At 53.7% G+C, this 20611-nt stretch carries 20 protein-coding genes, 1 pseudogene and 1 other annotated feature; of the genes and pseudogenes, 13 read left to right on the forward strand and 8 right to left on the reverse strand.

Annotated features, from left to right (window positions below):
• Nucleotides 1-62: 62 nt before the first annotated feature.
• Nucleotides 63-1400 (forward strand): MFS transporter, encoded by a 1338-nt coding sequence (locus WB371_RS20590; protein ID WP_336221895.1) that lies wholly within the window; start codon nt 63-65, stop codon nt 1398-1400.
• Here WB371_RS20590 and cbrA read toward each other — a convergent pair.
• On the reverse strand, nt 1397-2503 hold the full coding sequence (gene cbrA / locus WB371_RS20595; protein ID WP_336221913.1) for a colicin M resistance lipid reductase CbrA: 1107 nt from the start codon (nt 2501-2503) through the stop codon (nt 1397-1399). The two genes, WB371_RS20590 and cbrA, sit on opposite strands and share 4 nt — an antisense overlap.
• A gap of 98 nt (nt 2504-2601) precedes the next feature.
• Here cbrA and WB371_RS20600 point away from each other — a divergent pair, with 98 nt between their 5' ends.
• Nucleotides 2602-3828: a DUF3748 domain-containing protein gene (locus WB371_RS20600; RefSeq protein ID WP_336221896.1), complete on the forward strand. Its 1227-nt coding sequence runs from the start codon at nt 2602-2604 to the stop codon at nt 3826-3828.
• Here WB371_RS20600 and WB371_RS20605 read toward each other — a convergent pair whose 3' ends face one another.
• Entirely contained in the window at nt 3829-4161 is a 333-nt protein-coding gene (locus WB371_RS20605; RefSeq protein WP_336221897.1) for a YceK/YidQ family lipoprotein, read from the reverse strand.
• A 241-nt stretch (nt 4162-4402) separates the two neighbouring features.
• Nucleotides 4403-4477: a sequence feature (ROSE (Repression Of Heat Shock gene Expression) occurs in the 5'-region of heat shock genes and acts as an RNA thermometer to modulate expression.), on the forward strand.
• Between WB371_RS20605 and ibpA the strand changes: the two genes are divergently transcribed.
• From ibpA to WB371_RS20620, 3 genes are all read left to right on the forward strand, one after another.
• A complete protein-coding gene (gene ibpA / locus WB371_RS20610; RefSeq protein ID WP_006687722.1) occupies nt 4471-4884 on the forward strand; it encodes a small heat shock chaperone IbpA in 414 nt (137 codons plus the stop codon). Its footprint overlaps the feature before it by 7 nt.
• A gap of 108 nt (nt 4885-4992) precedes the next feature.
• On the forward strand, nt 4993-5421 hold the full coding sequence (gene ibpB, locus WB371_RS20615; RefSeq protein ID WP_336221898.1) for a small heat shock chaperone IbpB: 429 nt from the start codon (nt 4993-4995) through the stop codon (nt 5419-5421).
• A 123-nt stretch (nt 5422-5544) separates the two neighbouring features.
• On the forward strand, nt 5545-7206 hold the full coding sequence (locus tag WB371_RS20620) for a putative transporter (RefSeq protein ID WP_336221899.1): 1662 nt from the start codon (nt 5545-5547) through the stop codon (nt 7204-7206).
• 2 nt (nt 7207-7208) lie between these two features.
• Here the strand turns inward: WB371_RS20620 and WB371_RS20625 are convergent, their stop codons facing one another.
• On the reverse strand, nt 7209-7925 hold the full coding sequence (locus tag WB371_RS20625) for a GntR family transcriptional regulator (RefSeq protein ID WP_336221900.1): 717 nt from the start codon (nt 7923-7925) through the stop codon (nt 7209-7211).
• Between the two features lie 222 nt (nt 7926-8147).
• Between WB371_RS20625 and WB371_RS20630 the strand changes: the two genes are divergently transcribed.
• From WB371_RS20630 to WB371_RS20650, 5 genes are all read left to right on the forward strand, one after another.
• Entirely contained in the window at nt 8148-9770 is a 1623-nt protein-coding gene (locus WB371_RS20630; protein ID WP_336221901.1) for an alpha-glucoside-specific PTS transporter subunit IIBC, read from the forward strand.
• Complete coding sequence (locus tag WB371_RS20635) at nt 9767-11089, forward strand: 6-phospho-alpha-glucosidase (protein ID WP_336221902.1); 1323 nt, start codon at nt 9767-9769, stop codon at nt 11087-11089. The genes WB371_RS20630 and WB371_RS20635 overlap by 4 nt, the downstream gene beginning before the upstream one ends.
• A gap of 92 nt (nt 11090-11181) precedes the next feature.
• Nucleotides 11182-11529 carry a YidH family protein gene (locus WB371_RS20640; RefSeq protein WP_336221903.1) on the forward strand — a complete coding sequence of 116 codons (348 nt, stop codon included), beginning with the start codon at nt 11182-11184 and terminating at the stop codon, nt 11527-11529.
• Nucleotides 11519-11881: a DUF202 domain-containing protein gene (locus WB371_RS20645; RefSeq protein ID WP_336221904.1), complete on the forward strand. Its 363-nt coding sequence runs from the start codon at nt 11519-11521 to the stop codon at nt 11879-11881. Before WB371_RS20640 ends, WB371_RS20645 begins: the two co-directional genes overlap by 11 nt.
• Before the next feature lie 14 nt (nt 11882-11895).
• On the forward strand, nt 11896-12444 hold the full coding sequence (locus WB371_RS20650) for a radical SAM protein (protein WP_336221905.1): 549 nt from the start codon (nt 11896-11898) through the stop codon (nt 12442-12444).
• Nucleotides 12445-12450: 6 nt separating this feature from the next.
• Here WB371_RS20650 and dsdA read toward each other — a convergent pair whose 3' ends face one another.
• A complete protein-coding gene (dsdA, locus tag WB371_RS20655; RefSeq protein WP_336221906.1) occupies nt 12451-13773 on the reverse strand; it encodes a D-serine ammonia-lyase in 1323 nt (440 codons plus the stop codon).
• A gap of 17 nt (nt 13774-13790) precedes the next feature.
• Nucleotides 13791-15128 (reverse strand): D-serine transporter DsdX, encoded by a 1338-nt coding sequence (gene dsdX, locus WB371_RS20660; RefSeq protein WP_336221907.1) that lies wholly within the window; start codon nt 15126-15128, stop codon nt 13791-13793.
• Nucleotides 15129-15358: 230 nt separating this feature from the next.
• Here dsdX and dsdC point away from each other — a divergent pair, with 230 nt between their 5' ends.
• Both dsdC and WB371_RS20670 read left to right on the forward strand, forming a co-directional pair.
• Nucleotides 15359-16315: a DNA-binding transcriptional regulator DsdC gene (gene dsdC / locus WB371_RS20665; RefSeq protein ID WP_336221908.1), complete on the forward strand. Its 957-nt coding sequence runs from the start codon at nt 15359-15361 to the stop codon at nt 16313-16315.
• Between the two features lie 56 nt (nt 16316-16371).
• Nucleotides 16372-17421: a cellulase family glycosylhydrolase gene (locus tag WB371_RS20670; protein WP_336221909.1), complete on the forward strand. Its 1050-nt coding sequence runs from the start codon at nt 16372-16374 to the stop codon at nt 17419-17421.
• Here WB371_RS20670 and emrD read toward each other — a convergent pair.
• The 3 genes from emrD to tisB form a co-directional block, all read right to left on the reverse strand.
• Entirely contained in the window at nt 17348-18532 is a 1185-nt protein-coding gene (emrD, locus tag WB371_RS20675) for a multidrug efflux MFS transporter EmrD (RefSeq protein ID WP_336221910.1), read from the reverse strand. The two genes, WB371_RS20670 and emrD, sit on opposite strands and share 74 nt — an antisense overlap.
• Nucleotides 18533-18711: 179 nt before the next feature.
• Nucleotides 18712-19545: a DMT family transporter gene (locus WB371_RS20680; protein ID WP_336221911.1), complete on the reverse strand. Its 834-nt coding sequence runs from the start codon at nt 19543-19545 to the stop codon at nt 18712-18714.
• Nucleotides 19546-19663: 118 nt separating this feature from the next.
• Nucleotides 19664-19753 carry a type I toxin-antitoxin system toxin TisB gene (tisB, locus tag WB371_RS20685; RefSeq protein WP_042323479.1) on the reverse strand — a complete coding sequence of 30 codons (90 nt, stop codon included), beginning with the start codon at nt 19751-19753 and terminating at the stop codon, nt 19664-19666.
• Nucleotides 19754-20225: 472 nt separating this feature from the next.
• Between tisB and WB371_RS20690 the strand changes: the two are divergent.
• Nucleotides 20226-20384: pseudogene (locus WB371_RS20690) on the forward strand (IS4 family transposase); the annotation flags it as partial.
• Nucleotides 20385-20611: the final 227 nt, after the last annotated feature.

Here is a 20611-nt window from a genome sequence, read left to right on the forward strand (position 1 = left end):
GCAGCGCCACCGGGCAATAAGTTTGAAATATAAAAACAAACACCCTCTGTAAATTACAGGGCATGGTGAGCGGCTTCGCTATGCCCAAAATCTGGAGACAGATTGCGATGGATATTCCAGTTACTGCTGCAAAAACCGGGCGTCGCCGTTATCTGACGCTGGTGATGATCTTTATTACTGTGGTCATTTGTTATGTCGACCGTGCCAACCTTGCGGTGGCGTCGGCGCATATTCAGGAAGAGTTTGGCATTACGAAAGCGGAAATGGGTTACGTCTTCTCGGCTTTTGCCTGGCTGTATACGCTATGTCAGATCCCGGGGGGCTGGTTCCTGGATCGTATTGGTTCACGCCTCACCTACTTTATCGCCATATTTGGCTGGTCGGTAGCAACCCTCTTCCAGGGCTTTGCCACCGGGTTAATGTCGCTGATTGGCCTGCGTGCGATTACCGGGATTTTTGAAGCGCCAGCCTTCCCGACCAATAACCGGATGGTGACGAGTTGGTTCCCGGAACATGAGCGCGCTTCCGCCGTAGGTTTTTACACCTCAGGACAGTTTGTCGGGCTGGCGTTCCTGACCCCCTTGCTGATCTGGATCCAGGAGATGCTGAGCTGGCACTGGGTGTTCATTGTCACCGGCGGCATTGGGATTATCTGGTCGCTGATCTGGTTCAAGGTCTATCAGCCGCCGCGTCTGACGAAAAGCATCACCAAAGCGGAGCTGGATTATATTCGCGACGGCGGTGGCCTGGTCGACGGTGATGCCCCGGTGAAAAAAGAGGCGCGTCAGCCGATGACCAAAGCGGACTGGAAACTGGTGTTCCACCGTAAGCTGGTGGGCGTTTACCTGGGCCAGTTTGCAGTAACGTCCACGCTGTGGTTCTTCCTGACATGGTTCCCGAACTATCTGACACAGGAAAAAGGCATTACCGCGTTGAAAGCAGGCTTTATGACTACGGTTCCGTTCCTGGCGGCCTTCTTCGGCGTGCTGCTTTCCGGATGGCTGGCGGATAAGCTGGTGAAAAAAGGCTTCTCGCTGGGCGTGGCGCGTAAAACGCCGATTATCTGCGGGCTGCTGATCTCAACCTGCATTATGGGGGCAAACTACACCAACGATCCGGTGTGGATTATGACCCTGATGGCGCTGGCGTTTTTCGGAAACGGTTTTGCCTCCATCACCTGGTCTCTGGTCTCCTCACTGGCACCCATGCGTCTGATTGGTCTGACAGGCGGGGTGTTTAATTTTGTCGGTGGGCTGGGCGGTATCACCGTACCGCTGGTGATTGGTTACCTCGCGCAGGATTACGGCTTTGGCCCTGCGCTGGTCTACATCTCCGCCGTTGCCCTGATTGGCGCACTCTCTTACATCCTGCTGGTGGGTGATGTAAAACGCGTGGGTTAATGCTCCTTTGCCAGCCCGCCAGACGTTGTGGCGGGCTGTTCGTTCTGATTCAGTGGGATATGCCCCCACCCGCTTTTCATAATGGCTTTTCTTAACACCGGCGCGGTTAAACAGCGGCTCTTCAGGATCTTGCCATACAGCTTAATGCGCAGTTTACGAGTGGCTTTGCGGTATGCACGATTCGTCTCTGGCGCACCTTGCAGCAGCACAGACTTGAGAATTTCCGCACTATCCAGCGCATAGCTAATACCTTCCAGTGAACTGGCGCTGATAAACCCGGCGGCTTCGCCAATCAGAAACGCGTTCTCTTCGCCACAGACAAAATCCTGCCAGCGCGAAGGGAAAAGCACAGTGCATTTCTCGCTTTTAACCGGCTCGCCGAAGCGGAACTGGAACGCCGCCATTTTTTCTTTCAACGCCTCGAAGCGTGTCTGGCCCTCTTTCATAGGATATGCCCCGCCAAAGATGAAATAGCCGTCTTTGCTGATGCTCCAGGAGTAACAGTCCGTCACGGTGTTATCAAAAATACAGGAGTAAAACGGCACCGGATGGCTTTCTACAAACCACTGCTGGATAGCGACATACTTACGAATCTGATGTTCCGGATAGAGATGGCGACGTACCAGCGAATTAGCGCCATCAGCCCCTACCAGATAGCGGGCTGTAATCTGCTGTTCCCAACCGTCAGCACGAAAGATGACGTGCCATTTCCCCTCTTCTCGCCAGATTTTACGACACAGGCTGTCGTGGTAGACCTCTACATCATTCGGGATCAGCGATTTCATCCATAAATCAAAGGCATGACGATTGATATTGACATAGCTGCGCGGGTAGTTGCGCGTCAGCGATGCGCCGACATCCACGGTTTTAACGCTGAAAATCTGCGGGTTAGAGATAACCTCCACCGGCAGCGTGATGTCGTCGCGAATAAATGACCGCTGTGCATCCGGGGCGAGTAAACCGCCGCAGGGTTTGGTGAAACCCTCATTACCGCATTGGCGTTTTTTATCCAGTGCAATCACGCGCATTTTGCCACTCAGCTTACGCGCCAGCGCGGCACCGGCCGGGCCGAGACCAATAATCGCTACGTCGAAATGTTCCATCATATTGTCCACCAAAATGAAGATGGCGCTACGCTAATGCCTGAAAGTGAAGTCCTTGTGAAGTATGATGGATGAAATTGTCCTGGACCGAGCATCTCATGAAGCAAATCACCTTTTCGCCGCGCCACCATCAACTGACCAATACCCGTACCTGGACGCCGGACAGCCAGTGGCTGGTATTTGATGTTCGTCCATCGGGCGCGTCATTTACCGGGGAGACGATTGAACGGGTGAATGTTCACACCGGCGAACTGCAGGTGATTTACCGCGCAACGCAAGGAGCACACGTCGGTGTGGTGACCGTTCATCCTGAGACGGAAAAATATGTGTTTATTCATGGGCCTGAAAACCCCGATGCCACATGGCAATACGATTTTCACCATCGGCGCGGTGTGATTGCCGGACAGGGAAAGGTAGTGAATCTGGATGCGATGGATATCACCTCTCCCTACACGGCTGGGGCGTTGCGCGGCGGCAGCCACGTGCATGTGTTCAGCCCGAACGGTGAGAGGGTCAGCTTTACCTACAACGACCATGTGATGCGTGAACGCGATCTGGTGCTGGATTTACGCAACGTCGGCGTCGCAGTGCCTTACGGACCGGTGACAGTTTCTGTGCAGCATCCCAGAGAATATAGCGGCAGCCACTGGTGCGTTCTGGTCAGCCAGACCACGCCCGTCCCCCGACCTGGCAGTGATGAGATCAACCGCGCTTACGAAGAGGGCTGGGTGGGAAATCACGCCCTGGCGTTTATCGGGGATACGCTTTCCGTCAATGGCGAGAAAGTGCCTGAACTCTTTCTGGTTGAACTGCCGCAGGATGAAACGGGCTGGAAAACGCCCGGGGATGCGCCGCTGGAGGGGACGGACACTACGCTGCCTGCTCCGCCGCGGGGCGTGGTTCAGCGCCGTCTCACATTCACACATACGCGCCGTTTTCCCGGCCTGGTGAATGTTCCGCGCCACTGGGTGCGTAGCAATCCACAGGCGACAGAAATTGCGTTCCTGATGCGCGATGAGATGGGCATTGTGCAACTTTGGCTGATCCCGGCGCAGGGCGGTGAGCCTCGCCAGTTGACGCATCATGCCACGGGCATTCAATCCGCGTTTAACTGGCATCCGTCGGGGAAATGGCTGGGGTTTGTGCTGGATAACCGTATCGCCTGCTGTGATGCCCACAGCGGCGACATCATCTTTTTAACGCAGAATCACGGCAATCCACCCTCTGCGGATGCCGTGGTGTTTTCGCCAGACGGTCAGTTCGTGGCGTGGATGGAAGAGGTGGACGGTTTCCGTCAGTTATGGATGACCGAAACCGGGCGGTAATCAGGGAGCCGACATCGTCGCAGGGGGGATCACGGAGTTAGTTACCTGTGTTCTCTCCTCGCTTCTTTCGACACGCGATCGGACCGAATTGTCTTTCCGGAACAGATCCCACGGCAGCAAAATGGTATCCATCACTGCCGTAAAGGGCATATCCAGTATCGCCAGTGATTTGGTTCCCCAGTTTGTCTCATCGTCACCTATCATCGTGGCGCTGGCACGTGTACCCGGATACGTTCCCTCTTTACCACCGGTATGTGACATTACGCTGGAGCAACCACTTAAAAACACTATCCCACTGCACATCATCAGCGTTAATAACACATTTCTTATCATGATTTATTCATCTGTTGATCATCGGTGTTTGCATGATGAGTTATAGCTATCCCTTGCCAGAAAGAACATCCTCATCACATCGCACTGTGGCGGCTATCCCACTTTAACGTTTAGTGCCCTTTCCCCAGTCTATGCAATAGACAGCAAACTGCAAAAAAAAGTCAGTCCGAAAGTCTTGAAAAGTTCGTAATCAAACCCATTTTAATAGCATAGACAATTGAAGGGCACGCCTGATGGGTGTTCTGACTACCCGACCTGTCCATGATGGAAGGTTATTTTGATTCTCGCTGATTTCAGGAGCTATTGATTATGCGTAACTTTGACTTATCCCCGCTGTACCGTTCTGCTATTGGTTTTGACCGTCTGTTTAACCTGCTTGAAAACAACCAGAGCCAGAGTAATGGCGGCTACCCTCCGTATAACGTCGAGCTGGTAGATGAAAACCATTACCGCATTGCTATCGCCGTTGCCGGTTTCGCTGAAAGCGAGCTGGAAATTACCGCGCAGGACAACCTGCTGGTGGTGAAAGGCGCCCATGCGGACGAGCAAAAAGAACGTACCTACCTTTACCAGGGTATCGCGGAACGCAACTTTGAACGTAAGTTCCAGTTAGCCGAGAACATTCATGTTCGTGGCGCGAATCTGGTGAATGGTCTGCTGTATATCGATCTTGAGCGTGTGATTCCTGAAGCGAACAAACCACGCCGTATCGAAATCAACTAATTCAGTCGGGCCGCACTACGCGGCCTGGTAACCCGGGCTCGCCGACAGGGAGCCTATGCGAATCTACGGATTTGCAGATATCACTCGCTTCTTAGAAGGAGAATGTTTATGCGTAACTACGATTTATCCCCACTGCTGCGTCAATGGATCGGTTTTGACAAACTGGCTAACGCACTGCAAAACACCAGTGAAAGCCAGAGCTTCCCGCCCTATAACATTGAAAAAAGCGACGACAACCACTATCGCATCACCCTTGCGTTAGCCGGTTTCCGTCAGGAAGATCTGGATATTCAACTGGAAGGCACGCGTCTGACCGTTAAAGGTACGCCGCCGCAACCTGAAAAAGAGACGCAATGGTTGCATCAGGGACTGGTCACCCAGTCGTTCAGCCTGAGCTTCACACTGGCTGAGAATATGGAGGTGTCCGGCGCGACGTTTACGAACGGGTTGTTACACATCGATTTAACCCGAAATGAGCCAGAAACAATTGCCCCGCAACGGATTGCCATCAGCGAACGTCCCGCATTAAATAGCTAATTAGCTCCTTGCCTTAGCCCCGCCAGAAATGACGGGGCTTTTTTGTGCTTTACCACCCATACATTGCCCTTGTACTCTGCGAGAATCCATTTACTCAATGATGTTATTCACAGGGAACAGAAGATGAGTGATATAGCATTGACGGTCAGCGTTCTGGCATTGGTGGCAGTTGTCGGATTATGGATCGGCAATATCAAGGTGCGGGGTGTCGGCTTTGGCATCGGTGGCGTATTGTTCGGCGGTATCATCGTCGGTCACTTTGTCGATCAGGCTGGCCTGACGCTGAGCGGCGATATGCTGCATTTCATTCAGGAATTTGGCCTGATCCTTTTCGTTTACACCATCGGGATTCAGGTGGGGCCTGGCTTCTTCGCGTCACTGCGGGTATCGGGTCTGCGTCTCAATCTGTTTGCCGTTCTGATCGTCATTATGGGCGGCCTGGTCACGGCGATCCTGCATAAGGTGTTCGCCATCCCGCTGCCGGTGGTGCTGGGGATATTCTCCGGCGCGGTCACGAATACTCCTGCGCTGGGGGCCGGGCAACAAATCCTGCGCGATCTGGGTACGCCAATGGAGCTGGTGGACCAGATGGGGATGAGCTACGCGATGGCGTATCCGTTTGGGATTTGCGGCATTTTGCTGACCATGTGGCTGATGCGCTTGATATTTCGCGTCAATGTGGAAGCAGAGGCCAGGCAGCATGAGTCCACGCTGACGAAAGGGCATTCGCTGATCCAGACAATCAACATCCGCGTTGAGAACCCCAACCTCAACAATATGGCGATTCAGGATGTCCCTATCCTCAACAGCGACAAAATCATCTGCTCACGCCTGAAGCGTGAAGAGACGCTGATGGTCCCCTCGCCGGGAACCGTGATTCAACTCGGCGATTTACTGCACCTGGTCGGGCAGCCGGGGGATCTGCATAACGCACGACTGGTGATTGGTCAGGAGGTGGATACTTCTCTGTCGACGCGCGGTACTGATTTACGGGTCGAACGCGTCGTGGTGACCAACGAAAAAGTGCTCGGCAAACGTATCCGCGATCTGCACTTTAAAGAACGTTATGACGTGGTGATTTCACGACTCAACCGTGCGGGCGTAGAACTGGTCGCCAGTAGCGATGCCAGCCTGCAGTTTGGTGACATCCTCAACCTGGTAGGGCGTCCTTCTTCAATTGATGCCGTTGCCAATGTGGTGGGGAACGCCCAGCAAAAACTGCAACAAGTGCAGATGCTGCCGGTGTTTATCGGTATCGGACTGGGGGTATTGCTTGGATCAATCCCGCTCTTTGTTCCCGGCTTCCCGGTAGCGTTAAAACTGGGGCTGGCGGGCGGGCCGCTGATTATGGCGCTGATTCTGGGACGTATTGGCAGCATTGGTAAGCTGTACTGGTTCATGCCGCCGAGTGCGAACCTGGCGCTACGTGAGCTGGGTATTGTGCTGTTTCTCGCCGTTGTAGGGCTGAAATCGGGCGGTGATTTTATCGACACCCTGACGCAAGGCGATGGTCTGAGCTGGGTGGGCTACGGGATTTTTATCACCGCCATCCCGCTTATCACCGTCGGGTTACTGGCGCGTATTTTTGCCAAAATGAACTACCTGACACTGTGCGGGATGCTGGCTGGCTCCATGACCGATCCACCCGCGCTGGCGTTTGCCAATAACCTTCACGCCACCAGCGGCGCAGCGGCGCTGTCGTATGCAACTGTGTATCCACTGGTGATGTTCCTGCGCATCATCACCCCACAACTGCTGGCGGTGATTTTCTGGGGAATGGGGTAATCTCAGGCTGAGTCCGGGTGGACGCGCCGTAAATGGTAGTCCACCTGATACTCGCTGGCGTTTCTGAACATCACCGAGTAATTCAAAAACTCCCCTCTGTCGCTGTAGGACAGTGATGTAATCCGTAACAGCGGTGTCTGCTCCGGTACATTCATTTGGCTGGAAAGCTGTTTATCGGCAAGTACAGGTGACAGACTTTCATAATTACCGCTGATCGTAATCCCGCACTCATTCTCAATGTAATCGAATTTTGACCCCTCAAGATGGGCAAGTGAAAGATTGCGAAAGAGTTTTACCGGCATATAACTGTCTTCAAGCATTAAGGGCTTACCGTCAACATAGCGTACGCGGCGTGAAAAATAGATGCGTTCGTTAATCTGAATGCGTAGCTGGCTGGCAATCGCCGGTGGCGCAGGCATAACTTCGAAAACCAGCACCTGGCTGGTCACCTCTTTGCCCTGTTGCTTCAGTATTTCCGCCATCCCGGTCAGGTTGGAGGTTTCATGATGGACATCTTTGCGCGCCACGTAGGTTCCACTACCGTGACGCCGCACAACTAAACCCCACTCCACCAGCACGTCTATGGCTTTACGGATCGTCATCCGCGAGACCGCAAACTCGACGGCGAGCTTTTTTTCACCCGGCAACGGGCTACCGATGTTGTAATCGGAAGAGTTCAGACGAATTCGTAGTCGTTCGGCTATCGATTTGTAGATCACTACCAGACCTCTTTTTCCCTTTAAACACCGCCATAAAAAACCATAGATGTCTAAATTTTATTAAAAAAGTAGACCTCATTGGTGAAATTAAAACCATGAAAGCGATCACGAATCGCAGCGACATGTCATGTTCCGATGATCGCAACTTCCTATTCTCGTATCAGGCCAGCAATCACTACAAAAAAGGCCATTCCCTACTGGTTGTTATATGAGGATGTGAAGATGCTCAGTCAAATACAACGCTTTGGTGGCGCGATGTTCACCCCGGTACTGCTTTTTCCCTTTGCCGGTATTGTGGTGGGTATCGCAATCATGCTCCGTAACCCGCTTTTTGTGGGTGAAGCGCTTACCGATCCCAACAGTTTGTTCGCGCAAATTGTGACCATTATTGAAGAAGGCGGTTGGGCGGTGTTCCGCAATATGCCGCTGATTTTCGCGGTGGGTTTGCCCATTGGTCTGGCGAAACAGGCTCAGGGTCGCGCCTGCCTCGCTGTGCTGGTCAGCTTTCTGACATGGAATTACTTTATCAATGCGATGGGGATGACCTGGGGTCATTTCTTTGGTGTCGATTTCAGCGTTGACCCGACCGCGGGTAGCGGTTTGACCATGATAGCCGGGATTAAAACGCTGGATACCAGCATTATCGGCGCGATTGTCATTTCAGGCATTGTCACTGCGCTGCATAACCGTTATTTCGATAAACCGCTGCCGGTTTTTCTCGGCATTTTCCAGGGATCGTCGTTTGTGGTCATCATTGCCTTCCTGGTGATGATTCCCTGTGCCTGGCTCACTCTGCTGGGGTGGCCAAAAGTACAAATGGGTATCGAATCGTTACAGGCATTTTTGCGCTCTGCCGGCGCCCTGGGCGTATGGGTGTATATTTTCCTCGAACGTATCCTGATCCCAACCGGTTTACACCACTTTGTCTATGGTCCGTTCATTTTTGGCCCGGCGGTGGTGGAAGGTGGCATTCAGGTTTACTGGGCGCAGCACTTGCAGGAATTCAGCCAGAGTACTGAACCCCTGAAAGTCCTGTTCCCTGAAGGCGGTTTTGCGCTTCATGGCAACTCGAAAGTCTTTGGCTCCGTCGGCATTGCGCTGGCGCTCTACTATACTTCCGCCCCGGAAAACCGTGTAAAAGTGGCTGGTTTGCTGATTCCGGCAACGTTAACAGCCATGCTGGTAGGGATTACCGAACCGCTGGAATTCACCTTCCTGTTTATCTCGCCGTTGCTTTTTGCCGTGCACGCGGTGCTGGCAGCTTCAATGGCGACAGTGATGTATATATGCGGCGTGGTAGGCAATTTTGGCGGTGGTCTGTTGGATCAGTTCCTGCCGCAAAACTGGATACCGATGTTCCACAACCATGCGTCCATGATGTTTATCCAGATTGCCGTTGGCGTCTGTTTTACGGGCCTCTACTTCGTCATCTTTCGCGCCCTGATCCTGCGTTTCAACCTCAATACGCCAGGCCGTGAAGAGAGTGAAATCAAACTCTACAGCAAAGCGGATTACCAGGCCGCGCGCGGTAAAACCAGCGCCGCAGCCACTCCAGATACCCAGGCAGGCCTGGCTGCCGGTTTGCTCCAGGCGCTCGGCGGCGCTGCCAATATCGAAAGTATTAACAACTGTGCCACCCGGTTACGTATCGCCCTGGTTGACATGGCAAAAACCCAAAGTGATGACGTCTTCAAAGCGCTCGGCGCACACGGCGTTGTGCGTAGCGGCAACGGTATCCAGGTGATTGTCGGCCTGCATGTTCCTCAGGTTCGCGAGCAGCTCGAAACGCTAATGAAATCTTCTTTATCAAACGAACAGATCCCCATGACGGAGGCAGTATCATGAAAAAATTCTCGGTGGTAATCGCAGGCGGCGGGAGTACTTTTACGCCTGGCATCGTACTGATGTTACTGGCTAATCAGGACCGGTTTCCCCTGCGTTCGCTGAAATTTTATGACAACGACGGGGCGCGCCAGGAGGTGATTGCCGAGGCGTGCAAAATCATTCTTCAGGAGCAGGCGCCGGAAATTGAATTTAGTTACACCACCGATCCCGAAACCGCCTTTACCGATGTAGATTTCGTGATGGCGCACATTCGCGTAGGAAAATACCCGATGCGCGAAAAAGACGAAAAAATCCCGTTACGCCACGGTGTTCTGGGCCAGGAAACCTGCGGTCCCGGCGGGATAGCCTATGGCATGCGTTCCATCGGCGGCGTGCTGGAACTGGTGGATTATATGGAAAAATACTCGCCTAATGCCTGGATGCTGAACTACTCCAACCCGGCGGCGATTGTGGCGGAAGCGACCCGTCGTTTACGGCCGAATGCCAAAATTCTCAATATCTGCGATATGCCGATCGGGATTGAAGGGCGCATGGCGCAGATTGTTGGCCTCAAAGATCGTAAACAAATGCGTGTTCGTTACTATGGCCTGAACCATTTTGGCTGGTGGACGTCGATTGAAGATTTGAACGGAAACGATCTGATGCCGAAACTCCGTGAATATGTGGCGAAAAATGGCTATGTGCCGCCTTCTGACGATGCTCATACTGAAGCAAGCTGGAATGACACCTTTGCCAAGGCCAAAGATGTGCAGGCGCTCGATCCGGAAACCATGCCGAACACGTACCTGAAATATTATCTCTTCCCGGACTATGTGGTGGCGCACTCTAACCCGGAACGCACCCGCGCCAACGAAGTGATGGATCACCGTGAGAAGCATGTTTTCAGTTCATGCCGGGCGATTATCAATGCGGGTCATTCTTCTGCGGGGGAACTGGAAATTGATGAACATGCTTCCTACATCGTCGATCTGGCGGCGGCGATCGCCTTCAATACCCAGGAACGCATGCTGTTGATTGTGCCAAACAACGGGGCAATTCATAACTTTGATGAAACAGCCATGGTGGAAATTCCATGTCTGGTGGGACATAACGGCCCGGAACCGCTAACCGTAGGCGATATTCCGCACTTCCAGAAAGGACTGATGAGCCAGCAGGTGGCGGTTGAAAAACTGGTGGTGGATGCCTGGGAACAGCGTTCGTATCAGAAGCTCTGGCAGGCGATCACCTTATCGAAAACGGTACCGAGCGCGTCCGTAGCGAAAGCCATTCTCGATGATTTGATTGTAGCCAATAAAGATTACTGGCCGGAATTACACTAAACCTTCGGACCGGCATCAGCCGATGCCGGTCTCCTCGTTCCTGTCGATTTAGGCTATTCTGGAGCCAGCTTACAGCCCGACAAGGAATATTCATGAAACTTTCTCGCCTCGGCGAAGCGCCGGATTACCGCTTCTCTCTGGCCAATGAGCGCACATTTTTAGCCTGGATCCGCACCGCCCTGGGGTTTCTGGCCGCGGGCGTGGGCCTTGACCAACTGGCCCCCGATTTCGCCACCCCGGTCATTCGTGAACTGCTGGCGCTGCTGTTGTGCCTGTTCGCCGGCGGTCTGGCGATTTACGGTTATCTGCGTTGGCTGCGTAATGAAAAGGCGATGCGTCTGAAGGATGATTTACCTTACACCCGTAGCCTGTTGATTATCAGTCTGCTGTTGATGGCGGTGGCGGCCGTTGTCATGCTACTGGTGCTGTATGCCGGATAGCCGTAAGGCTCGTCGCATGGCCGATCCCGGCCTGCAACCTGAGCGCACCTCGCTGGCCTGGTTTCGCACGCTGTTGGGTTATATCGCACTCATGGCGCTGGCGGTGAAACACAGCTGGCATCAGGCGGGATATCTGTTCTGGGTCTCGCTGGTGGTGCTGGCTATTGTGGCGCTGATCCTCTGGCGTTATACCCGCAATCGCAATCTGATGGATGTTACGCACCCAGATTTTTCTCAATCCCGTGCGGTTCGTGACAAATTTATGATCTCCCTCGCGGTGTTATCTCTCGCAATACTGTTTGCTGTAACGCATATTCGCCAACTCATCGTATTTATCGGGAATTTCACATGACAGGATGTCAGGTTATGGCAAGGACAGCGCTTTCTCATTGCGCCCTGGATTGCTGTTACTGCTTTTACAATGATACCTCTTCCGGTTCCGTACTGGTGGATCGCCAGAACAGTCAACAACCCGAACAGGTATATCAGCAACTTCGCCAGAGCGGCGCGTCACTCCAGTTTATTCCACTTGTCGAGTGGGATGCGTGCGGCATGTTGACGGCAGAGTCGGTCGAGCCGCAGGCATGGGGAACCTTTCTTACCGCCATATTTGATATCTGGGTGCGTGAAGATATTGGACGTGTCTCTATCCGGCTTTTTGATGTCATGCTGGATCTGTGGTGTGGGCATTCGCATTCTGCGGAAAAACCGACACCCGGCGAGGCGTGTCGGAACTGTTCAGTCTTTCGCTTTTGTCGTGGCGATTGTCCAAAACATCGGGACGACAGTGGGAAAAGTGAGCTCTGTGCGGGCTACCACGCATTCATCAACCATTCCGCGCCCTATATGCGTGTCATGCGCGATCTCATCAGGCAGCATCGCTCACCGGCAGAGCTGATGGCAATGCTGCGCTGAAGAGGGTTAACGCCCTTTTGCCAGGTACTGCGCCATTTCCGCTTCCGGGACCATTCCGCCGCCCGTCGCCCAGACAACGTGTGTCGCGTTGTGCAACGGGCCTGCGCTGAGGCCCTGCATTTCCTGATAGTCAGTGGATGCGCAGACGCGCTGAGGTCCGGCCATTCCCGCCAGCGCTGACGGCTCCAGACGAATGTTCTCCTCCTGCGCCAGCCAGCCCAGCATGTCGTACATCGTCTGATCGTCAAGGGTGTACAGTCCATCCAGCAGGCGTTCCATCGCTCTGCCCACAAAACCCGAGGCGCGACCGACAGCTAATCCGTCTGCTGCGGTCAGGTTATCGATACCGATGTCCTGGACGGAAATACCATCATGCAGTCCGGTATAGACGCCCAGTAACATGCAGGGGGAATGCGTCGGTTCAGCGAAGAAGCAGTGCACGTTATCGCCAAACGCCAGTTTCAGGCCAAACGCTACCCCACCCGGTCCGCCGCCCACGCCGCATGGCAGATACACAAACAGCGGATGACTGGCATCCACCACGCGACCTTGTTGCTCAAATTGCGTTTTCAGACGCTGTCCGGCAACGGCATAACCTAAAAACAGGGTGCGCGAGTTTTCATCATCGATAAAGAAACAGTTGGGATCGGACTCCGCCGCTTTACGGCCTTGTTCAACCGCCACGCCGTAATCTTCTTCGTATTCCACCACCGTCACACCGTGGCTGCGCAGTTTGGCTTTTTTCCATTCCCGGGCATCGGCGGACATATGTACAGTGACATTAAAGCCAATACAGGCACTCATGATGCCGATAGACAGCCCCAGGTTACCGGTTGAACCTACCGCGATGCTGTACTGGCTAAAGAACGACTTAAATTGCGGATCCAGCAGGATGCTGTAGTCATCTTCAATACGAAGCTTTCCGGCTTCCAGAGCCAGTTTTTCGGCGTGCGCCAGCACTTCATAAATGCCGCCGCGTGCTTTGATCGAACCCGAAATCGGCAGATGGCTGTCTTTTTTCAGCAGCATTTCACCGCAGATTGTCTGTCCGAACTGTTTTTCCAGCCGTTTTTGCATCGCCGGAATGGCGACAATTTCAGATTCAATAATTCCCCCGGTTGCGGCGGTTTCCGGGAAGGCTTTAGCCAGATACGGCGCGAAACGCGCGAGGCGGGCGTGGGCGTCCTTCACATCGTCTTCAGTGAGACCCACATAGGGTAAACCTTCCGCCAGAGAGGTGGTCCCCGGGTTAAACCAGGTTGTTTCTTTCAGTGCCACCAGATCCTCTACCAAAGGATATTGAGCGATGAGTTTTTGCATGTTTTCCATAGTACGTCTCTCTGCGCTTAGATGATAAAGGAAAGCAGGAATGTGCAAGCCAGTGCAATGACCGAGGCGATAAATGTCGCGGTTGTATAGTATTTGAACGTCTCATTCAGGGTGGCCCCGCAGTATTGCTTAACCAGCCAGAAGAGTGAGTCGGTGACGATGGTGCAGCCAATGGCGCCGGAACCGATAGCAATGGCGATTATCTCCGGACTGACGGTGGGATAGAGCGGCAGCATAGGTGCAACTATCGCCGTCGCCCCCATCATCGCGACCGTGGCGGAACCGACCGCCGCGTGCAGAATCAGCGCCACCAGCCACGCCAGCAGAATGGGGTGCATGTCCATATTGGAGAGGATCACCGCCAGCGTATCTGCCAGCCCGCTGCTCTTGAGGATGGCGTTGAACGCCCCGCCAGCACCGATAATCAGCAGAATGTTAGCAATGGAGCCAAAGCCATTTTCGGTATGGGTGAGCAGTGCGCTCATGCCGATATGCTGGCGCAGGCCGAGAATGTAATAGGCCACGAAGACAGCGATAAACATCGCTGTAATGGGGTTGCCGATAAACTCCAGGAACGTATACAGCGTGCCGCCTTTGGTCATGTTCAGTTCAGCCACGGTTTTTACCAGCATCAAACCGATCGGCAGCAGGACGGTAAACAGCGTGGCACCCAGTGATGGCAGCGTGCTTTCCTCGCGCACTTTGAGGTCGGCAAACTCAACGGGAACCGGTTTAAACGGCAGACGGTTACCGAGGAATTTAAGAAACAGCGGGCCGCCAATCAGCGATGCCATCAGACCTACCAGCAGGCCATAGACGATCACCGAGCCAATATCCGCCCCCAGCTTATTGGCAACAAACAGCGCTGCCGGATGCGGCGGCACGACGCAGTGTACGGCCATCAGCGCGGTACACAGCGGGATCGCCAGTTTCAACAACGACGTATTGGTCTTTTTGGCGATGGAAAACGCCAGTGGGATCAGCAACACCACGCCCACTTCAACGAACAGCGTGATCCCGCAAATCAGCCCAACCAGCACCATAATGACGTCGGCGGAGAGCCAACGACAGCGCTGGAGCGTCAAACCGATGCGTTCCGCCGCGCCGGAGACCTCCATCATTTTGCCGAGAATAGTACCAAGACCGATGACGGCGGCGAGGAAGCCCAGCGTTCCGCCAATTCCGCTCTCAATGGCATTGACCATATCCAGCGGCCCCATGCCCATCATGGCTCCCACGAAGAAACTGGCGAGCAGCAGCGCCAGGAATGGGTGGAATTTGAATTTCACGATGGTCAGAACGATTAACACGATGCTGATTAGCAGCGTGCTCACAACCCAGATTTGAGAGTGCATATCTCACCTTGCCCTGTGATTTACCTGCCCCTATTGGACAAAAATTCGGCGTGGGCTGACAAACGATATAAATCCCCTTTCACATGAACCAGATTGAATCAAGGGGGTGATTTGCTTCGAATAATCACTGTATTTTGCGATATGGTTCACTCTCATTCATCTTACTGCGGATTTTTTCTGCGATTTTTTTTACACTTCGACGGACCGACGTTGACGTTATTGAGGTGATTATGGAACCCCTTCGCGAAGTCAGAAATCATCTTCTGAACGGCTGGCAATTATCTAAACTTTATACGTTTGAGGTGGCTGCCCGGCATCAGTCTTTTGCTATGGCGGCTGAGGAGCTTTCACTGAGCCCCAGCGCCGTCAGCCATCGCATCAACCAACTGGAAGAAGAGTTAGGGATCCAGCTTTTTGTTCGCTCGCACCGTAAAGTGGAGCTGACCCATGAAGGTAAACGGGTGTTCTGGGCGTTGAAATCGTCGCTGGATACGTTGAATCAGGAGATTCTCGACATCAAGAATCAGGAACTCTCCGGGACGCTAACCGTCTATTCTCGCCCCTCTATCGCGCAGTGCTGGCTGGTGCCTGCGCTGGGGGATTTTACCCGTCGCTACCCGTCGATTTCGCTCACCATATTAACCGGCAATGACAACGTAAACCTGCAACGTGCGGGTATCGATCTGGCGCTCTATTTTGACGATGCGCCGTCGGCGCAACTGGAACACCACTTCTTAATGGACGAAGCGATTCTCCCCGTTTGTAGCCCGGATTATGCGCGGCGTTTTGATTTAATGGACTCGCTGGTGAACCTGCCGCACTGCACGCTGCTGCACGATCGCCAGGCCTGGAGCAATGATTCAGGTACTGATGAGTGGCATAGCTGGGCGCAGCACTTTGGGGTGAACTTGCCGACATCATCGGGAATTGGTTTCGATCGCTCCGACCTGGCAGTGATTGCCGCCATGAACCACATCGGCGTCGCAATGGGCCGTAAACGGCTGGTACAAAAGCGTCTGGAAAGCGGCGAACTGGTCGCGCCCTTTGGCGAAATGGCATTAACCTGCCACCAGCATTACTACATGACCACGTTGCCCGGCAGACAGTGGCCGAAAATTGAGGCATTTATCGGCTGGCTGCATGAACAGGCGACGTCGTTTTCTGGAAGCGAAACTGCTTCTCGGTAAACAAAAAAGCGTGCTAAATACGTGATATCACGCCTGTAACGTTGCTGAGGGTTATCGTGCTAAAACCGCTTATCGCTCTGCTGGCTTTTGCCAGTTTCACATTGTGCGCGACACAGACGCCGCTGACGGCAGAACGTTATGCGCAACAGCTTGGCGTGGGAATGGACGTCGACTGGGCACGCACTGAGCAAGGCATTCGGGAGTTTGATCCGCTGGTGGTGCGGGATTTCCACGAGAAAGGGATAAGCCATGTGCGCATCCGGGTGGCGGGCGAGCCCACCGAGGCGCGACTCATCCATCTGCGCAAACTGGTGGAGGCCTGCGAGCAGTACGGCGTTATACCGATTATCGCGTATCAGGCGGACGAGTATAAAAATGACCCCAGCGCGAGTAACGAAAAAGAGGTGACCAACTGGTGGGTGGCGGTCGCGCACTATTTTTCCCGAAGCGCGCCACTGCTGGGGTTTGATCTGATCTACGAACCCGCCGGTAAACTGAATCACGATCTGGCCTCGCTGAACCGGGTGTATGACAAAACCATTCGCACTGTCCATGCTATCGATCCGCAACGCATGATTTTTGTCGCGCCGCGTCTGCGCGCCGTGCCGGAAGATCTGGCGAACCTCAAACTGCCGCCGCAGAGTCAGAGTTACGTGCTGGCAGAGTGGCATATTTTCCCGTGGGGGCCGGTGAAAAATAACGGGAAGTATCCCTGGACATCGGGTACGGCGGCAGAAAAAACAGCCATCCGCACGCGTATTGCCAGCGCCGTACACTGGCAACAAAAAACCGGTCATGTCAGTTGGGTGGGCGGCTGGGCGACCGGCGAAACCAGCAAGAATCCCCCTTCCACCTCACAGCTTGCATTCGCCACATTCATGGCCTGCGAGCTAAAAAAAGCGAAAATTCCCTACGCGATCAACGCCGATACGCTGTTTTATGATGGAGAAGAGGGGGCGTGGCGGCCCGCGCTGGAGCCGCTGCTTATCACGATGATTACGCCGGACTGTGAAAAACCCGGCCACGCGGCGGTTAAATCGCCTGTCCCTGGTGTGAAAAACGCGCCGCCAGCGGCAGCCAGCACAGTAAAATCAGCAGACCCATAAGCGTCATCAACAGGCCGAGGCTGCCCTGTCCGGTTTGCGGCAACATAGCGGAAAGCCAGGCCAGCACGCCGGAACCGATGTTTTGCAGACCGCCCACCAGCGCGCCCGCCGTTCCGGCGAGGAACGGGAACGGCTCCATCGCCCCGCTGGTCGCCAGCGGGAACAGCATCCCGGCGCCGAAGAAGAACAGCGCGGCAGGGATCAGCAGGGTCCAGACGTTCATCACGCCAAACCAGCCGGGGATCCACATCATCAGCCCTGCCAACAGGCAACTCACTACCGACTGCCACATCAGCGTGGAGAAGCGTTTATTTGGGCGACCGGCAAACCAGGCGCCGAAAAAGGCCGCCGGGATCGGCAGGATAAAGAGAATACTAACCACCATGCTGTTTAGCCCTAACACCGCGCCCATCAGCACGCCGGAACAGGCTTCGAACACGGCAATGCCTGCCAGTCCACCAATCAGCATCAACAGATAGCAGTTAAATGCGCCGTTACCAAACAGGGTTTTATAGCTGGTGATTAGTCGGGTGCGTGGTGCGCCAACGGGACGCGTTTCAGGCATCCAGCGCGCCATACTGAAGGTTACACCTGCGCAGAGCACAAGCAGGAAAACGTAACAGGCACGCCAGTTCCATACCGTATCCAGCAGACCGCCAATCAGCGGGGCCAGCAACGGACTGACCAGAATCCCCATGTTGAGCAGACTGTTGGCGTGTCGTAGCTGCGTGCCTTCATACAGATCGCGCGGCAGCGTTCGCGCCATAACCCCACCCACACCGGTTCCCATTCCCTGCAACGCGCTGGCGGCGATCAGGACTGTCAGGCTGTCGGTGGTAATGGCGACCAGTGTGGCCAGCATAAAAATCGACATCCCGACGAGGATCACCGGGCGGCGTCCAACGCGGTCGGAAAGCGGGCCATAAAACAGTTGCGACACGCCATAGGTCAGCAGATAGGCTGCCATGACGCTTTGTACGGCTCCTTCGCGGACATTCAGATCCCGTGCCATATCGGCAATGGCAGGGATATAAATGGTTTGCGCCATCTGACCCACAGCCACAAGTAATACCAACATCAACAACAAATTGACGTTTCTCTGCCTTTTCATTTCGCTGAATACTTTTCAAAAAGAGAAAAAATAAGAATAAGGTGCTACGCATTCCCATAAATGCGAGTGAAATCTACCACACTAAAAAAAGAAGACCAGATGGTCATCGGGAATGAAAAAGGCGGCGACGGCAGGATATGTAAACAAAAAGCGGCAACAAATGTTGCCGAGTATGTATTTTACGACAGGCGCAACAGGATTGCTCCGGCGGCAATTCCCCCGGCAGCAACGAGACGCAATCCCGCCACGCGCTCTTTCAGCAGCAACCAGGCGATCAGCGCACCGAACAGGATTGAGGTTTCGCGCAACGCGGCGACGACGGCCAGCGGGGCAAGCGTCATCGCCCATAACGCCAGGCCGTAAGAGCCCATGGTAGAGATGCCGCCAAAAATGCCTTTCTTCCAGTGCTGCGTCAGATAGCGCAACGCCTCGCGGCGACGGGCCATCAGCGCCCATCCCAGCAGACAGGAACCGTTCAAAAAGAAGGTCCAGAGCGTATACCCCAGCGCGGTTTCAGAGAGTCTGACGCCGGTGCCATCAACCAGAGTGTATCCGGCGATAAAGCAGGCGTTAATCAGCGCCAGAATAATGCCCTGCTGCGACCGCGAGCGCCCATTAAAGGCCATGCAGAGAATCGCTGTGCAGATAACCGCGATACCAGCCCACGCAAGTACTGACAGGCTGTCACCGAGAAACAGTACGCTGATAATCGCCACCAGCAGCGGCGCAGTACCGCGCATCAGCGGATAGGTTTGACTCATATCTGAGACGGTGTATGTTCTGGCGACCAGCACGGTGTAGATCACCTGTAAAGCGGTTGAAGCCGCCAAAAACGGGATGCTGGCAGGGGAAGGTTGGGGCGCGAAAGGCAGACACAAGAGCGCCATAATTGAAGCGGAACCGCTGACGCCGATCGCCGCATAGAGCTTATCGTTTCCTGCTTTCACAATGGCGTTCCAGCTGGCGTGCAGCAGTGCGGCGAACAACAAAATGCAGAAAACGGAGAGGGTCATGGTTTGGGCGTCGTGAGTGAATGTCATAAAAACGTAACATATCATCACGATGCAAGCACCCGCCACATGTAAAAGGGGAGCGGTTGCCCGCTCCCCTTTGGTGCGACTTGAATCTGAATTACTTCAGGTATTTCAGAACAGCATCAAGCAGTTGCATGGCTGCAACGATGAGTTTCAGGATAAGAATAGCGATATCCACGAGGCTCATACGCGTCTCCTTTAAACAAAGGAGCACGGTGCTGACGTACCTTTCCGCCGCCTGTTGTCAGCACCTTCGTTGACATAACACAGTGTGCTCACCGGGGGGGTTAAGGCGCTGACGGCACCACCCGTTTCAGCCAGGACTTTGTTGCGCCGGTTTACGATGCGGCCCCACCTAACACATTGCGTACTGAGACATTATAGATAAATACTGTATAAATGAACAGTTATTTGTGGACGGTAACGAACTTCTGATCCATACTCAAATGCGTCAAAATTCGTGCCGAAATTGCGTGTTCTCCGCAGAACGCGTATACTTTTGTTGTTGACATAACACAGTGTGCTTTGCGGCAACCAACCGTAAAATGCTGATAAAACCTCGCTCCGGCGTAACACTGATCGGTTAAGAAAAAGGATCGTTTGAACGATCCGGCGGGTAGACAACAATAGCCTCATCAATTTTCTGATGGGGCTTTTTTATGCTTTCAACCTGGCTGGATGATACGCAGACCTGGGCTGAGCCTGCTTCACTCTCCGGCTTTCAGAAAGCTATTCCCATTGAATGGATTTCCCGGCTCCCTGAATCAACAAATAAACCGAGCACCTGCAAACACAAATTCCCGGTGGAACTGATTTTGCAAGCACGACAAAGCGATACAACAACAGGCAGACAGCAGCAAACGGTTTTACCGCAAGCATGATGGAGCACCGAACAGAATAATCTCACAGATTAAATATAATGACCTCATGAATATTAAATAAACATCTATCTGCCCTTAAAATATATATCCGGGCATTCTGTTAATTCTTACTGAATATTCTGCTTGTTAATCTTATTCGTTGATATTTATCAAAAAAGTAAATT

Origin of the sequence: Citrobacter amalonaticus, assembly GCF_037053465.1 — a bacterium.
Lineage (GTDB): Bacteria > Pseudomonadota > Gammaproteobacteria > Enterobacterales > Enterobacteriaceae > Citrobacter_A > Citrobacter_A amalonaticus_H.

Coding starts and splice junctions, on each gene's coding strand:
- WB371_RS20590 (WP_336221895.1), top strand. CDS start 63: ATGGTGAGCGGCTTCGCTATGCCCAAAATCTGGAGACAGATTGCGATG.
- cbrA (WP_336221913.1), bottom strand. CDS start 2,503: ATGGAACATTTCGACGTAGCGATTATTGGTCTCGGCCCGGCCGGTGCC.
- WB371_RS20600 (WP_336221896.1), top strand. CDS start 2,602: ATGAAGCAAATCACCTTTTCGCCGCGCCACCATCAACTGACCAATACC.
- WB371_RS20605 (WP_336221897.1), bottom strand. CDS start 4,161: ATGATAAGAAATGTGTTATTAACGCTGATGATGTGCAGTGGGATAGTG.
- ibpA (WP_006687722.1), top strand. CDS start 4,471: ATGCGTAACTTTGACTTATCCCCGCTGTACCGTTCTGCTATTGGTTTT.
- ibpB (WP_336221898.1), top strand. CDS start 4,993: ATGCGTAACTACGATTTATCCCCACTGCTGCGTCAATGGATCGGTTTT.
- WB371_RS20620 (WP_336221899.1), top strand. CDS start 5,545: ATGAGTGATATAGCATTGACGGTCAGCGTTCTGGCATTGGTGGCAGTT.
- WB371_RS20630 (WP_336221901.1), top strand. CDS start 8,148: ATGCTCAGTCAAATACAACGCTTTGGTGGCGCGATGTTCACCCCGGTA.
- WB371_RS20635 (WP_336221902.1), top strand. CDS start 9,767: ATGAAAAAATTCTCGGTGGTAATCGCAGGCGGCGGGAGTACTTTTACG.
- WB371_RS20640 (WP_336221903.1), top strand. CDS start 11,182: ATGAAACTTTCTCGCCTCGGCGAAGCGCCGGATTACCGCTTCTCTCTG.
- WB371_RS20645 (WP_336221904.1), top strand. CDS start 11,519: ATGCCGGATAGCCGTAAGGCTCGTCGCATGGCCGATCCCGGCCTGCAA.
- WB371_RS20650 (WP_336221905.1), top strand. CDS start 11,896: ATGGCAAGGACAGCGCTTTCTCATTGCGCCCTGGATTGCTGTTACTGC.
- dsdA (WP_336221906.1), bottom strand. CDS start 13,773: ATGGAAAACATGCAAAAACTCATCGCTCAATATCCTTTGGTAGAGGAT.
- dsdX (WP_336221907.1), bottom strand. CDS start 15,128: ATGCACTCTCAAATCTGGGTTGTGAGCACGCTGCTAATCAGCATCGTG.
- dsdC (WP_336221908.1), top strand. CDS start 15,359: ATGGAACCCCTTCGCGAAGTCAGAAATCATCTTCTGAACGGCTGGCAA.
- emrD (WP_336221910.1), bottom strand. CDS start 18,532: ATGAAAAGGCAGAGAAACGTCAATTTGTTGTTGATGTTGGTATTACTT.
- WB371_RS20680 (WP_336221911.1), bottom strand. CDS start 19,545: ATGACCCTCTCCGTTTTCTGCATTTTGTTGTTCGCCGCACTGCTGCAC.
- tisB (WP_042323479.1), bottom strand. CDS start 19,753: ATGAGCCTCGTGGATATCGCTATTCTTATCCTGAAACTCATCGTTGCA.